The organism is Thomasclavelia saccharogumia DSM 17460, assembly GCF_000686665.1.
Lineage (GTDB): Bacteria > Bacillota_I > Bacilli_A > Erysipelotrichales > Coprobacillaceae > Thomasclavelia > Thomasclavelia saccharogumia.
In genome coordinates, this window is record NZ_JMLH01000001.1 from 33,629 (window position 1) to 47,139 (window position 13,511).

14 protein-coding genes and 2 riboswitches are annotated in these 13,511 nt (G+C 26.5%); of the genes, 3 read left to right on the plus strand and 11 right to left on the minus strand.

Annotation, left to right across the window (positions count from 1 at the left end):
• Positions 1-6: 6 nt before the first annotated feature.
• From BR82_RS0100150 to BR82_RS0100165, 4 genes are all read right to left on the minus strand, one after another.
• Positions 7-636 carry a putative bacteriocin export ABC transporter gene (locus BR82_RS0100150; RefSeq protein ID WP_027088472.1) on the minus strand — a complete coding sequence of 210 codons (630 nt, stop codon included), beginning with the start codon at positions 634-636 and terminating at the stop codon, positions 7-9.
• Between the two features lies 1 nt (position 637).
• Positions 638-1,102, minus strand: a complete 465-nt coding sequence (locus BR82_RS0100155) for a DUF1430 domain-containing protein (protein ID WP_027088473.1) — start codon at positions 1,100-1,102, stop codon at positions 638-640.
• Positions 1,103-1,246: 144 nt separating this feature from the next.
• Complete coding sequence (locus BR82_RS0100160) at positions 1,247-2,686, minus strand: hypothetical protein (RefSeq protein WP_027088474.1); 1,440 nt, start codon at positions 2,684-2,686, stop codon at positions 1,247-1,249.
• A 15-nt stretch (positions 2,687-2,701) separates the two neighbouring features.
• Complete coding sequence (locus BR82_RS0100165; RefSeq protein ID WP_027088475.1) at positions 2,702-2,974, minus strand: hypothetical protein; 273 nt, start codon at positions 2,972-2,974, stop codon at positions 2,702-2,704.
• A 336-nt stretch (positions 2,975-3,310) separates the two neighbouring features.
• On the opposite strand from BR82_RS0100165, the gene BR82_RS0100170 reads away from it, so the two are divergent.
• Positions 3,311-4,045 carry a LytR/AlgR family response regulator transcription factor gene (locus BR82_RS0100170; RefSeq protein WP_027088476.1) on the plus strand — a complete coding sequence of 245 codons (735 nt, stop codon included), beginning with the start codon at positions 3,311-3,313 and terminating at the stop codon, positions 4,043-4,045.
• Positions 4,046-4,386: 341 nt separating this feature from the next.
• Here BR82_RS0100170 and BR82_RS0100175 read toward each other — a convergent pair whose 3' ends face one another.
• The 4 genes from BR82_RS0100175 to BR82_RS0100190 all read right to left on the minus strand — a co-directional run bounded on the left by BR82_RS0100175 (position 4,387) and on the right by BR82_RS0100190 (position 8,529).
• Positions 4,387-4,947 carry a hypothetical protein gene (locus tag BR82_RS0100175; protein ID WP_027088477.1) on the minus strand — a complete coding sequence of 187 codons (561 nt, stop codon included), beginning with the start codon at positions 4,945-4,947 and terminating at the stop codon, positions 4,387-4,389.
• Positions 4,948-4,987: 40 nt separating this feature from the next.
• Entirely contained in the window at positions 4,988-5,416 is a 429-nt protein-coding gene (locus BR82_RS0100180; RefSeq protein WP_027088478.1) for a hypothetical protein, read from the minus strand.
• A gap of 158 nt (positions 5,417-5,574) precedes the next feature.
• A complete protein-coding gene (locus BR82_RS0100185) occupies positions 5,575-5,982 on the minus strand; it encodes a hypothetical protein (protein ID WP_027088479.1) in 408 nt (135 codons plus the stop codon).
• Between the two features lie 1,167 nt (positions 5,983-7,149).
• The gene (locus BR82_RS0100190) at positions 7,150-8,529 is read right to left on the minus strand and encodes an alanine/glycine:cation symporter family protein (protein WP_027088480.1); all 1,380 of its coding nucleotides are present in this window, start codon (positions 8,527-8,529) and stop codon (positions 7,150-7,152) included.
• A 57-nt stretch (positions 8,530-8,586) separates the two neighbouring features.
• Positions 8,587-8,661: riboswitch (glycine riboswitch) on the minus strand.
• A 2-nt stretch (positions 8,662-8,663) separates the two neighbouring features.
• Positions 8,664-8,738: riboswitch (glycine riboswitch) on the minus strand.
• Positions 8,739-8,891: 153 nt separating this feature from the next.
• On the opposite strand from BR82_RS0100190, the gene BR82_RS0100200 reads away from it, so the two are divergent.
• Entirely contained in the window at positions 8,892-9,308 is a 417-nt protein-coding gene (locus BR82_RS0100200; protein WP_027088481.1) for a VanZ family protein, read from the plus strand.
• Here BR82_RS0100200 and BR82_RS0100205 read toward each other — a convergent pair.
• A complete protein-coding gene (locus BR82_RS0100205) occupies positions 9,298-9,570 on the minus strand; it encodes a hypothetical protein (protein ID WP_027088482.1) in 273 nt (90 codons plus the stop codon). The genes BR82_RS0100200 and BR82_RS0100205 overlap by 11 nt on opposite strands.
• Before the next feature lie 104 nt (positions 9,571-9,674).
• Between BR82_RS0100205 and BR82_RS0100210 the strand changes: the two genes are divergently transcribed.
• Positions 9,675-10,103, plus strand: a complete 429-nt coding sequence (locus tag BR82_RS0100210) for a hypothetical protein (protein ID WP_027088483.1) — start codon at positions 9,675-9,677, stop codon at positions 10,101-10,103.
• A gap of 49 nt (positions 10,104-10,152) precedes the next feature.
• Here the strand turns inward: BR82_RS0100210 and BR82_RS0100215 are convergent, their stop codons facing one another.
• Positions 10,153-12,231 carry a glutamine synthetase III family protein gene (locus tag BR82_RS0100215; RefSeq protein ID WP_027088484.1) on the minus strand — a complete coding sequence of 693 codons (2,079 nt, stop codon included), beginning with the start codon at positions 12,229-12,231 and terminating at the stop codon, positions 10,153-10,155.
• 498 nt (positions 12,232-12,729) lie between these two features.
• On the minus strand, positions 12,730-13,446 hold the full coding sequence (locus BR82_RS0100220; RefSeq protein WP_027088485.1) for a GntR family transcriptional regulator: 717 nt from the start codon (positions 13,444-13,446) through the stop codon (positions 12,730-12,732).
• Positions 13,447-13,511 lie beyond the last annotated feature (65 nt).

The window sequence follows — 13,511 nt, forward strand, 5'->3', positions numbered from 1 at the left end:
ATCATCCTAATCTAAATATATAATCTGATCAGCAATCCCTTTAAAAATTGGATCATGACTAACAACGACAATGGTTTTTCCACTACTTTGCATTCTTTTTAATAATTTGATTACTATTTCTCTATTTCTTTCGTCAAGTGAACCCGTTGGTTCATCCGCTAAAATCAAATCACATTGTTTTAATAATAATCTTGCAATCGCTACTCTTTGCTGCTCACCACCTGAACATTTAAATATTTTTTTATTTTCATAACCTTCTAATTCAACCTCTTTTAAGACTTCTTTTATCTTTTCTTTTTTATCACCTTTAATATTATCCAGCGCTAATTTAAGATTATATTCTACTGTTTCGTTTTCAACTAATGCAAAATTTTGAAAAAGATATCCGATTTTTTCTCTTAACATTTTTTCTGCTTTTCTCGAAAATGGTTTAATATTTTTTTCACCGAATAAAATAACATCTCCACTATCAGCTTTATCAAGTAAACCAATAATATTTAATAATGTCGATTTCCCTGAACCTGATACTCCCATTACAACATTAAATGTATTTTCTTCAACTTCAAAATTAAATTTATCAAATATTATATTATCTTGATATGATTTACTCATATCAATTATTTCAATAACTTTCATTTTACAGCTTCTCTCCTTTCAACCAATTAACCATTTTTTTATTCTCAAAATAAATTATACAGATTATTTCAATAATTATTTCCATCAGCATAAAATAACCTACAAACAAAATTCGTTCATCAAAAGAAAGATCCAGCTTAAAACTTCCAAATAATATTATTACATAACTTGATAAATTAAATATAAATAACTTAATATGTCTTTTGATCCTAGAAATCCCCAAAATATAATTAATCGCCAGCTCTTTACCTTTTTCTTCTAAATAAGTAAAGATGCTTTGAAATACTAAAGTCAAATAAACAATTAAATAAATTCCTAAATTAACTCCAAATTCAACTAACGCAGATTTACTTTGATCCATAAAATAATCATAATAATATTTTGCATTTTGAATATTAACCTTTATCCCATTTAATTCTTCTAATTCCTTTTTTAATTCCCTAACATTATCAGTTTTAATTCCCAAATTTGTAATTCTTGTTTCAAATACCGAATATTCTGTTTCTAATAAAATAATTGGATTTTCTACATAATAAATATCTTGAATATGATAATTTAAAAATTCTCCAGGATTTTCAATATATACTATTTCTACATTGGATGGATAATTTTATAAATCATGATCTTTATACATTTCAGGTACCAATAACGCGCCTTGAGGATAATTATTATAATCAAATTTCTTTCCATCTAACGTTATGATATCATGATTTTTTAAGTAATATTCATTTGCATGAATATATGGATATGGATAGATATCATCATCGTCATTAGTTAATTCAGCTACTTTAATATTTGCATAATAATCTGTAAAATCAGCATAATAACAATCATCCTTATAATATGCAAATATCTCTTTACTCTTTTCTGGTACTTCGTTTAAAAAATATAAGTCTGTTATATCTTCCTTTAAGTCTTTAACTTTCAAATAATTCGTTAGATAAGGCAATGATTCTTTTAATGAAGTAATAAACGGTGTCATCAAAAAGATAACCATAACTATTTTAATAACCATTTGCATATTAAATAATCTTTGAAAATAATTTTTTGTATTTAAATATTTTAAATTACAGCTTAAATTAATAAAAAACCAGTTAAATAAAAAAATAATTACTAAAACTCCAGCGAAATACATATTAAATGGTAAAATCATTTTCAATAATTCAACAGTAACCTTATTAATATCCCGACATAAAACAAAATAAGATAACAAATTAATGATCATAAAAACAATTTGAGAAATAAGCAATGTTCCTAAAAACTCATACCTGGCTATCTTTATAGAAGAAGTTCCCATCATTCTTCTAATCATATATTGTCGATTTTTCCTAATAATGATCGTAGACATAACTGTAACAAAAATAATTATTAATATTACCAATGCATTTTTTAAATTACTAAAAATATAGTCATCTTCAATATCTTCATCATGTACACTCGTTTCATTTAACACCGAAACACTACTATCTGTTTTTTGTAAATATTCTTGTAAATCATTTATAAAATGATCATCTTTACTATATATAGTTAAATATAAATAATTTAACTGCTCTAATCCTGTATCTTCTAAAGCATTATATTGGTAAATATTTATTTTTCTTTTGATTTTATCAAAAAAACCATTATTTAAAATCTTGATTTTCCCTGCACTTTCTTTGCTATCATAAGTAGAATAATATGCTTTTCCAGTTAAATCCGAAAAATCTATTGCTTTACCATCAATGCATAGATCATTAAACAAATTAGTATTATTTGAATATATATAATAATTTTGATTTGTATACATTCCGGCATCATCAAGACTATTATTTAATGCAATAACTACTAAGTCATTTTCTTTAGCATATAATCCTATTTGTTGGTAAATATCTGTAAATTGACTATTTTCAAATCTCACATATACATTAAAATTATTTAATTCTAAGCTATCTTTAACGCTTAAATTTAATTCATTTAATTTAGAAGCTTCAACAAGATTTTTTTCATTGAACGTATAATACACTAATGAAAAAGAAATCAGTACAACTACTACTATTAATAATTTCTTCATTCATCTTTCACCACCTTAACAGCTAATCTTAAAAATGCTTTTCTTTCCCGCATCAATACCACCACTAGCCAAAACTGGACCGCTTATCGAAGCTGTATCTCTTAATCTCATTATATAAGTATATTTATCAAAACTTCCTGTATATCTTCCTTTTATAAACATTGTATAACTTTCATCCGGTGTAGAAATCGTTGCTTCAGCAACATATCTTGTCGTCTTACATCCTATCCTTGCATCAGCAGCATAAATAGAATTTCCCGATACAATTATTCCTAAAATAGATATCAATAAAACTCTTTTTATAAACTTTTAGTATGCTCCTTCAATAGTTTTTAGAAATATCACTTTCTAGTGTTTTTAAATATAGCTATATCTTAATTACATATTAGTATATTTTAAGTATCAAATCTATATACCTGGCAAGATCAGCACAATTTTGGCAAGAATAACACATTTTTATGTATAATATTAAAATAACATTAAATTTTTGCTTTCTAAAAACAAATAATATTATAATAAACATAATGTTATTGACAGATAAAAAATATTTTTTTATAATAAAAATATGAATTTTTTAAATAGAGTATATTGATTAATATACTACTAGTGGGGATGGGGATAATTATGATAATTGCATTAATTGATAATAATGAACAAGAATTAGAAATTTCTAGTTCTTTGATTGAAAATGAGATACAGAAATATACTAATAATTATGTCATTGATAAAATCAATGATCCTAATATATTAGATTTAAATAAATATTATGATGTTATGCTCTTAGAAGTCAATATGCCAAAAGATGGTATTGAACTAGCCAAAGAATATCTCATTTATCATAAAAAAACAAAAATTATATTTATTAGTAATCATATTGAAAGAGTTTTTGATACTTTTGATGTTCATCCTTTTTACTTTATTAAGAAAGATAATTTAAAAATATTTATTTCAAAAGTTATCAAATTATTAATTGATAAGATAAGAATCGATAATACACATTTATCTATTAATACTATATATGGTTTAACTAATATAGAGTTAAACAAGATAAAATATATTAAAAGTGATAAACACTACTGTTTAATTTTTACAACAGATGAAATATATAAAGTTCGTGATACTATTGATAATATTCTTTTAAAAATAGTTAGTAAAAATTTCACTCGTATTCATCAATCAACAATTATCAACTGGCGATATGTTGAAGAATTCAAGTATAATACAATTAAAATTAATCAAGAGTATTTATCAGTAAGTAGAACTTATTTATCTGAATGCAAGAAAACATATACAATTTTTATTAATAGTCCATTTAATATTAATTCAAAAAATTTAAGTAATAATGTTAATAATGAATAAAAATAATTTTGAAAAACTCTTATGTTATAAATACAAAACTGAAGCACTATAAATTATTTTACAGTACTTCAGTTTTTCTACTTAGTTAAAGTAATCATAACTTTAAAAGTTATTTCATTATATCCTTTTTTGTATTTTTCTTATAAAAAATTTTAACTTTTTAGTTTTTATTACATAAAAAGCACCTATAAATAAACTTTCTTAAAATACAAATATCAAATCGCAATATAGTCAATTGATATTCATGATTAAAAAGGAATCCAATTTTATAATTGAATTCCTTTTTGTCTTCAGATCATTCCAAAAACATTATTCAACCAATAAAATACTTTTTCATAAAACTATTTTATAATCCATTGATCCTTATAATCTCTAAAACACAAATCAACATCCCTAACTGACCGCTTTCCATCTTTATTATACATTACTGCAAAACCATCTAATTTTTCATCTGTATAACTTAAACAGACAAAATAATGATCTTTATAAACGAACCTAACCAAATCATTAAATTCCACTAAATCATAATCTTTCGCCAATTCTTCTTTACTTATACTCAAAAAATCAATATCATCAATTTCAAGAGTTGATACATTTTCATCGACATCCAAACCAATATAACTAATTAACGCATTTTCTTTATCTAAAAAATCAACAGTTCCTTCCGTATCAGTTATAGCATAAATTTTAGGTGCCATAATTCGAGTGAATAAATATATTATATCTCTACAATCAGTTTCTATATAACCAAGATCTGTAATATCATGATATGTTGATGTTTCTAATTGTATTTCAAGAGCATTAATTTTAATTAACGGCTTATTACTTCCAGTTTGACAAAATTTTAATATTACAATGATACCAATAACTATAATAATCAAACTGGTTATTATTTTTTTCATAATATATCATCCTTTTTCTTTTCATAATATAGTTTATATATTATGAGAAATTATAAGAAATCATAGGTGTATTTTTATAAGTAATAGGTAAATCTGTTTTAAGTATATATCCAAAACTTTGTTCGTATACTTCCCAATCTTTTCCTCTTCTATCATCACTACTTTCTATATAATATTCTGGTATCCCAGCTTTATATCCATCAGCATCAGGACGTCCGGAGCAGAACAAAACCGTTCCACATGCACATCTATAATAACCCCAATTATACATTGATCTAGACTCATTTTTTGTTGAAAATATATTACATTGTCCTTGATTAACAGCACGATGTTTTCCCTTGTATCTTTCGCAATATATAACTGCTGTTGGTTGGGTTGTATTTTTTTCATTAGCAAATACTGTGTCAGTATTTATAAACACTAAGGAAAATAATATATTTATTACTAAAATAATTTTTATCTGTTTCATTTAAAATTTCCTCTTTTCTTTTAATATTTGTCATAATGTTGTTGTTTTACAACAATTATAAATAAACAATTTAAGACTATATTTTTATATAGATTCTCTAAAAAAATAAACTTATACATTTGTATAACTATTATTTATCAAAACTAATACTGTAAATTTTAATAACCACTATAAAAATTACATGATACCATACTAGCATCTTTGATTTGCATTGGTAAATTTGTACCAATTTTGCTTTTACTATATACAATATATCCATCATAAAGATTTTCCATGTCTATGTGCGTTTCAATATATTTTCCTGGTATATTATTATTACTCTCTGGTCTATTATTTGAAAATATAACTTCTCCACAAGCGCACCTATAAAATCTAAAATTTTCTTCACGTAAATTATCTCCTCCCTCATCATATATATCCCCATGTCCAAAATAATACATTCTATGCTTTGACTTATATCTTTCACAATATATAACACCATTTGGTTTTTCTTCCTCAGCACAAATTTTTACAATTCCCATAGGAATAATCATTAATACAGCTAATAAAATTTTAGTTATTTTCATATTTTCCTCCATTTCCGTCCCTTTCACCAAGCAGACAATACCTTATTAAAAATATTTCTCTCCAATCGTTTTTTATATCTTTTCTTATTAAGAAAAACGACATAACTACAAATTACACGAAAATAAATGAATAGTCTTACTCTATAAAAATGTTCTGAATTTTTATAAATAATTAATCATTCAAGTATAATCAAGTAGACCCTAGAGCTCAGATACTTAAAATCATTTTATTAACTTTAGTGATATTTTACAAACTATTAGTAAATGTCTTTTTTTTAAAGCGTTTTTTATACTAAAAATATATCGATTTCAATTCTACTTATTTTAATGTTCACAAGAATTTTATTATTGTTGCCATCATTGGTATTTACTTCTTAAAAACAGTACATTCACTACTATTTCTCTTAGTTTTAATCTTTATAATCTTACTTACCAAATATAATTGTTGTGATATCTGTATGGAATCTACTGATAAGTATCAAATATTTTTATTTAATAACCTTAAATCTAAAAATTGCACAAACACATTCTCGTCTATCCTAAATATGTTAGAGCTAATCAGCATCTATCACATGATTATTAATGAAGAAAAATTCACCTCCTCATGTTACAAATCTTTAAAAATCCATAATTATAAGAATCTAATATATAGTCAATTTTGATACCCCAGATAATTCTGAATAAACCCAAACATATTCTTATACCTTTTTACGTTTTTTTATTACGATTGGATTAAATTATTTTTCATACTCCTTTTTATAATCAAAAGATATACATCAACCTATTAACTATTTTTTTTATTTTAGTTAAATAAAATATACTACTATTAGAATAATTAAACTCACATTTTTTAATCACTTGATTTAAACATATTTGATGCTTCATTTAACATAATTTTAACAATACAATACAATCATTCTCTATTATATTTTTTTAATATAGCTATATCCTAATTACATATTAATATATTCTAAATAACAAATCTATTTACCTGGCAAGATTAGCACAATCTTGGCAAGAATAACATAATTTTTTTATTTTATAATACAATAATAGCTTTGATATACTAATAAAAAATCATCGTAAATCTTAATAAACTTTTTTAATTTCATCTTGTTTAATAGATATTTTAGTATCATAAAAATAACGTCATTAATTTAAAAACACCTAAACAGGTGTTTTTTCATATCTTAATTCTTCTTGGATAATAGTCTGTTTTTGAAAATATGTCTTTGTTTCCAAAACAACTTCTTTTCTAAGCCCAATCAATCCAATTAAATTAGGAATTGCCATACAGCCATTAACAATATCCGCAATAATGAAAATAAATTCTAATGACATAAAAGGACCGATTGCAATAAAAATAATATAAATAAATTTATAATAAGGAATTGCTTTTAATCCCTTTAAATAATACATACATCTTTCCCCATAATAATTCCAGCCAATTATTGTTGTAAAGGCAAAGAAAATCAAACCAATATTAACGATATACTTACCAACTGTCGGAATAAATAACCCTTTATTAAAAGCTAGTGTTGTCATTGCTGCGCCTTCTAAGCCACTAGTATGACTATTAGTTAATAAAATAGCTAATCCCGTCATTGTACAAATAACGATCGTATCAATAAATGTCCCTGTCATTGAAACTAATCCTTGTTCTACACAAGAATCTGTTTTGGCAGCTGCTGCAGCTATCGGTGCACTTCCTAAACCACTTTCATTAGAAAAAATTCCTCTGCTGATTCCTTTTTGCATTGCCATTGTCATTGTGATCCCTATTCCCCCACCTAAAGCAGCTTGAGGCTCAAAAGCTGATTGAATAACTAATCCTACCACTTGGGGAATAACAGTTATATGTGTCAGCAATATAATTACGACACCACCAATATACAATACACACATTAACGGAATTACCTTTTCTGCGACATTAGCAATTCTTTTAATTCCTCCAATCGTAATAAAACCAATACTAATTGTAAGTAACACGGCAGTTACAACTGGCGGAATATTAAATGATAATTGCATGGCATCAGAAATAGATTTTACTTGTGTAAATGTACCTATTCCAAGTAATGCAACTGCTACACCAAAAAAAGCAAACAATTTAGCCAAAAACTTACTCCCTAGTCCTCGCTCTAAATAATACATTGGTCCTCCAGCCATTTGACCATTTTCATCTTTAACTCGATAACGAATAGCTAACAGACCTTCAGCATACTTAGTTGCCATTCCAAAAAAGGCCGAAACCCACATCCAAAATAAGGCTCCAGGTCCTCCAGCAGCAATTGCTGTAGCAACCCCCACAATATTTCCCGTTCCGATCGTTGAAGATAAAGCTGTACAAAGTGCTTGAAAACTAGAAACATCTCCAGCATTATTATCTTGTTTTTTAAAAATACAGCTAAAAGCCAGCTTTAATTTTGTCAATTGTAGTAATTTTAATTTATATGTAAAATAGATTCCTGTTCCTAACAATAAACAAATAAGCGGCATTCCCCACACAAATTCATTAACTTTTTTTAATAACTCAGTAATAAACTCCATAAAAAAACTCCTTCTTAAGTAATTAAGTCGGAATTAATAATGAAAAAACTATTCATCCTGCTGTCCTTTTACCTGAGAGTTTCACCATCACTGGTTTGCTCCTTCGGTGTTCATTTAGAATCTCTCCAGCAGTTCGTCCAATAGCGATCCTTTTACCTGAAATCTTTAATCCTTCGGTGTTCATTTAGAATCTCTTTCGCCATTATCATCCGATATACAAGTAGTATTATACGCTAATTGTATACAATTGCAAACATTTTATGAAATATTTTAAACGTATTAAAACATTATATCAAATCATATTTTAATTATAAAACTTAAAATATTTGTCTTTTTATATCTAATTATTTATAATATTAGATATGAAAAAATTAAAATATTTTATACCTGCTATATTATGGATGATTTTTATTTTCATTATGTCACATACCAATGGTAATGATTCATCTAATCAAAGTAATTTCTTTGTTGAAATAATTTTGAAATTTATTAATATTGATCGAAGTATATTAGCGCTTTTAATTAGAAAAACAGCTCATATGAGCGAATATGCATTATTGTTATTTTTTATTTATTATGGTTTTAAAAAAACTATTACGTATCAATATACTTTGTTACTATCCTTATTAATAACTTTCTTATATGCTTGCAGTGATGAATTTCATCAGTTATTTATTCCTGGTCGTAGCGGTCAATTTGTAGATGTTTTGATTGATACTGCTGGTGGTGCATTTATGTTACTAATTATCTATTTATGGCAAAAGAAGGCTAATCGTTAGACTTCTTTTTTAGTTCTTCAATACTTTCTTTTAATTTATCGATTGCTTCATTTAAAACCTCAAGATCATTTTCTTTATTGTCTTGCTGTCGTGATTCTAAAACATCAGCCCAAGCGGCATTTGAAGCCAAAATATCCCCAACTACATTGAACCATGCGCCTAGAGCTGCCTGTTCATCAATAGTAAAATCATTTGTTAATAAATAACCTAAAATAACTGCTGTTCCAGTAAAACTAAATGGGTCTATATCCGGAATATACATAGTTCACCTCTTTTATATATTATTATATGTTAGTTTTAAAAAAATTTATGGGCCTTAAGTATAATTTTTTATATCTTTAACATAATAGAAATAGGTGAAATATAATGAACGATAACGTTAAATTATTAGATTTTATTTATCAAAATTCTCAAATGGGAGTAGAAACTATTGATCAGCTAGAAAAAATCGTTGAAGATAAAGATTTTAGAAGTTATTTAAAAGAAAAATATGAAGGGTATCTTAAAATTCATAAAGATGCTAAAGAAAAATTACATAGCCATGGATATGATGAAAAAGGCCTCAGCTCATTTGAAAAAATCCGTACTTATTTAACCATTAATATTCAAACACTAACAGATAAATCAACTAGTCATATTGCTGAAATGATGATGATTGGCAGTACCATGGGAATCATCAACGCGATTAGAAATCTTGCAGATTTTAAAAATGCCCAAGATGATATTTTGATGTTAATGGAAACTCTTAAAAAATTTGAAGAAAAATCTTATTCTGATTTACAGCACTTTATATAAGCACAAATAAAGGTTATGAACTTTTAATTCATAACCTTATTTATATACTTTAAATTCCAAATAATAAATCTACATAATTAGGAATTGGCCAATACTTAGCATCAACTGATTCTTCAATAGTATCAACTGTTTCTCTTAATGACTGCATTGTTCCAAATACATCGTCACGCCAAGCAACTGCTTGAGTAAAAATATCTTCCTCTGATTTTTGTGCTGCTACAATATTATTTTCTAATGTTGTCATTTGTTCTTTCATCACTTTAGCTTGTGATGCTAATTTGTTAACATCATCAACTAAAAAGTCAACATCTAAACCAGCTTCCTTAGCAGTAACCACTTCAGAAGATAATTTAGCTAAATAATCACAAACAGCTGGATAAAGTTGTGTTTTTGCCATTTTCAATGCTGTCAAACCTTCTACTTGAATTGTTTTAATATAATTATCTAATAAAATTTCATAACGAGAAGCTAATTCAACTTTACTATATACTCCTAAACGATCTAACATTTCGATGTTCTTTTCATCTTTTAAACATTTTAAAGCATCAACCGTATTTTTATTATTAGGAAGACCACGTTTTTCAGCTTCTTTTTCCCATTCTGATGAATAACCATCACCATTAAAGATAATTCGTTTATGTTTTGTAATAAATTCTTTAACTACATCATCAAATGATTTACCTGCTTCTATTTCAGCTGCCATTTTTTCCATTGCATCTGCTAAAATAGCATTCAAAATAGTATTAGGACCAGCTATAGATTGACTTGATCCAACTGCACGGAATTCAAATTTATTTCCAGTAAAAGCAAATGGAGAAGTACGATTACGATCTGTATTATCTTTTGAGAAAGTAGGCACTACTGATACCCCAGTGGCAAATCGTGTTGCATCTGTTTTATTAATTTTCTTCCCTTCACAAATTTCTTCAACTAAAGCTTCTAATTCCTCTCCTAAAAACATTGAAATAATAGCTGGTGGTGCTTCATTTGCTCCTAAACGATGATCATTTCCAGCACTAGCAATACTCATACGTAATAAATCAGCATATTCATCTACAGCTTTAATCGTACAAGCAAGAGTTGCTATAAATGGTTTGTTTTCAATTGGATTAGCTCCCGGATTAAATAAATTTATTCCTGTATTAGTAATAACAGACCAGTTATCATGTTTACCAGAACCGTTTACTCCAGCAAATGGTTTTTCGTGTAATAAGCAGCGTAACCCATGTTTTTTAGCAATATCCTGCATAATTTGCATTAATAAATGATTATTATCAGATGTTATATTTACTTTAGAATATACACAAGCTACCTCGTGTTGAGCAGGGGCAACTTCATTATGTTTAGTTTTTGATGGTATTCCATATCTCCATAATTCATGATCTAAATCTTTCATGAAAGCTGAAACTTTACGTTTAATGCTTCCAAAATAATGATCTTCAAGCTCTTGTCCTTTTGGTGCCATAGCTCCAAATAAAGTACGACCTGTTAATTTTAAATCTATTCTTTGTTGATAGTATTCATCTAATGCTAAGAAATATTCTTGTTCTGCACCTACTGAAGCAGTTACCTTTGTAACCCCCTCAACACCTAATAAAGGTAATAATCTACAAGCTGCTTTTGATAAAGCATCACATGATCTTAATAATGGTGTTTTCTTATCCAAAGCTTCTCCAGTATATGAACAGAATAAAGTTGGAATATATAAAGTTCCGTCTTTTACAAATGCTGGTGATGTACAATCCCACGCTGTATAACCTCTAGCTTCAAAAGTAGCACGTAATCCCCCTGAAGGGAAAGAAGATGCATCAGGTTCTCCCTTTCTTAATGTTTTACCACTAAATTCTAATACTGCTTTTGATCCATCTGGTTCAATAAAGGCATCATGCTTTTCAGCAGTTAATCCTGTCATTGGCATAAACCAATGTGTAAAATGAGTAGCACCATTTTCTAAAGCCCATATTTTCATTGCATTAGCAATTACAGTAGCGCATTCTCTAGATAATTCTTCACCTTTATCCAAAGATGCATGAAATGCTTTATATATAGATTTAGGAATTCGTTCTTTCATCACATCATCACTAAATGCTAAGCATCCATAATCTTCTAATAACTTATTCATTTCCATTCTAAGTTCCCCCTTGTTAGTTTATTAACAACACATAACCATATAATATATATATGTTTATATGCCGTTATTATACAGTTACTTTTTTTAGGTGTCAATAATTAAAATGATATTTTTTTATCATTTTGTTATTAATTTATTATTTTAATAATTTTTTAATCTTATGTTTGGCTTTTTTCGTAAAATTATACCTCACAATTATCAGTTATATCCTTGGGATAAATTCTTTTAATACCAGATTTAAAATAAACAATAATTTTCATTTTAAGAATTGGATTCCATATCCTTTCATAATATTAATCTTTTTATTCTTTCCAATCCTCCAAATTTTTAAAATTTCAGCAACAAAATCTTAAAGATATTGGATATATTATAATAAACTCATACAAAAACTGTACTAGCCATCTTATCAAACACATTATTTAACTATAAAAGCACAAATCATAAATTTGTGCTTAAAATATTTTATAACTTAAACTATTCTCTAATTATTTCATATTACATAGCTATTGTAACTGTTTTAAGTTCAAAATCTTGATAATGAAATCTTGACAGCGAATATTCAAAAATAGTTCCACTGCTTAAATAAGTTATTTGTTCAATTTGAAAATATGGCTCTGTAGATTTTAAAGCCAAATAATCTTGTTCTAATTGTGACGAGATATGACCACTTATCGTCTTATGGGCACTTTGAATTTTTAATTTTAAAGTTTTTTCAATATATTGATAAATTGATCCTTTTAAATGATCTATTTTTAAATTAGGTATAATTGATATGGGCATATAAATTATTTCTATCGAATAAGGTTTTTTATCAAGGTTTCGTCGTCTAATAATATGATAAACAAATGCGCCTTCTTCAATCTGCAGCTTTTTAGAAATTCCTTCATCACAGGAAATCACTTCAAATACAATTATATCACTATCTATCTCCTTTTTTCCTTTAAATCTTTGAGTTAGTCCTATTTTAGAATCATTAATCAAATTAGGATTTTCCATCGAAGAATTATAATCTTTAACAAATGTTCCTGCTCCCCGTCTTCGTACTATTAATCCTTCTTTGACTAAAATATCTAATGCTTTTTTCATTGTTTCTTTATTACAATGATAATCTACACATAAAGAATATTCATATGGCAATTTTTGACCATATACATATTTTTGATTTTTTATCTTATCTCTTATATCATTAGCAATATCAATATATTTAGCCATATTTCCCCTCCTATTCTTTTTTAATTTATATATACTTTTATGATAAAAGACTACTAAATTTAGCA

Coding starts and splice junctions, on each gene's coding strand:
- BR82_RS0100210 (WP_027088483.1), top strand. CDS start 9,675: ATGAACGATAACGTTAAATTATTAGATTTTATTTATCAAAATTCTCAA.
- BR82_RS0100215 (WP_027088484.1), bottom strand. CDS start 12,231: ATGGAAATGAATAAGTTATTAGAAGATTATGGATGCTTAGCATTTAGT.
- BR82_RS0100190 (WP_027088480.1), bottom strand. CDS start 8,529: ATGGAGTTTATTACTGAGTTATTAAAAAAAGTTAATGAATTTGTGTGG.
- BR82_RS0100170 (WP_027088476.1), top strand. CDS start 3,311: ATGATAATTGCATTAATTGATAATAATGAACAAGAATTAGAAATTTCT.
- BR82_RS0100180 (WP_027088478.1), bottom strand. CDS start 5,416: ATGAAACAGATAAAAATTATTTTAGTAATAAATATATTATTTTCCTTA.
- BR82_RS0100200 (WP_027088481.1), top strand. CDS start 8,892: ATGAAAAAATTAAAATATTTTATACCTGCTATATTATGGATGATTTTT.
- BR82_RS0100175 (WP_027088477.1), bottom strand. CDS start 4,947: ATGAAAAAAATAATAACCAGTTTGATTATTATAGTTATTGGTATCATT.
- BR82_RS0100150 (WP_027088472.1), bottom strand. CDS start 636: ATGAAAGTTATTGAAATAATTGATATGAGTAAATCATATCAAGATAAT.
- BR82_RS0100205 (WP_027088482.1), bottom strand. CDS start 9,570: ATGTATATTCCGGATATAGACCCATTTAGTTTTACTGGAACAGCAGTT.
- BR82_RS0100160 (WP_027088474.1), bottom strand. CDS start 2,686: ATGAAGAAATTATTAATAGTAGTAGTTGTACTGATTTCTTTTTCATTA.
- BR82_RS0100220 (WP_027088485.1), bottom strand. CDS start 13,446: ATGGCTAAATATATTGATATTGCTAATGATATAAGAGATAAGATAAAA.
- BR82_RS0100185 (WP_027088479.1), bottom strand. CDS start 5,982: ATGAAAATAACTAAAATTTTATTAGCTGTATTAATGATTATTCCTATG.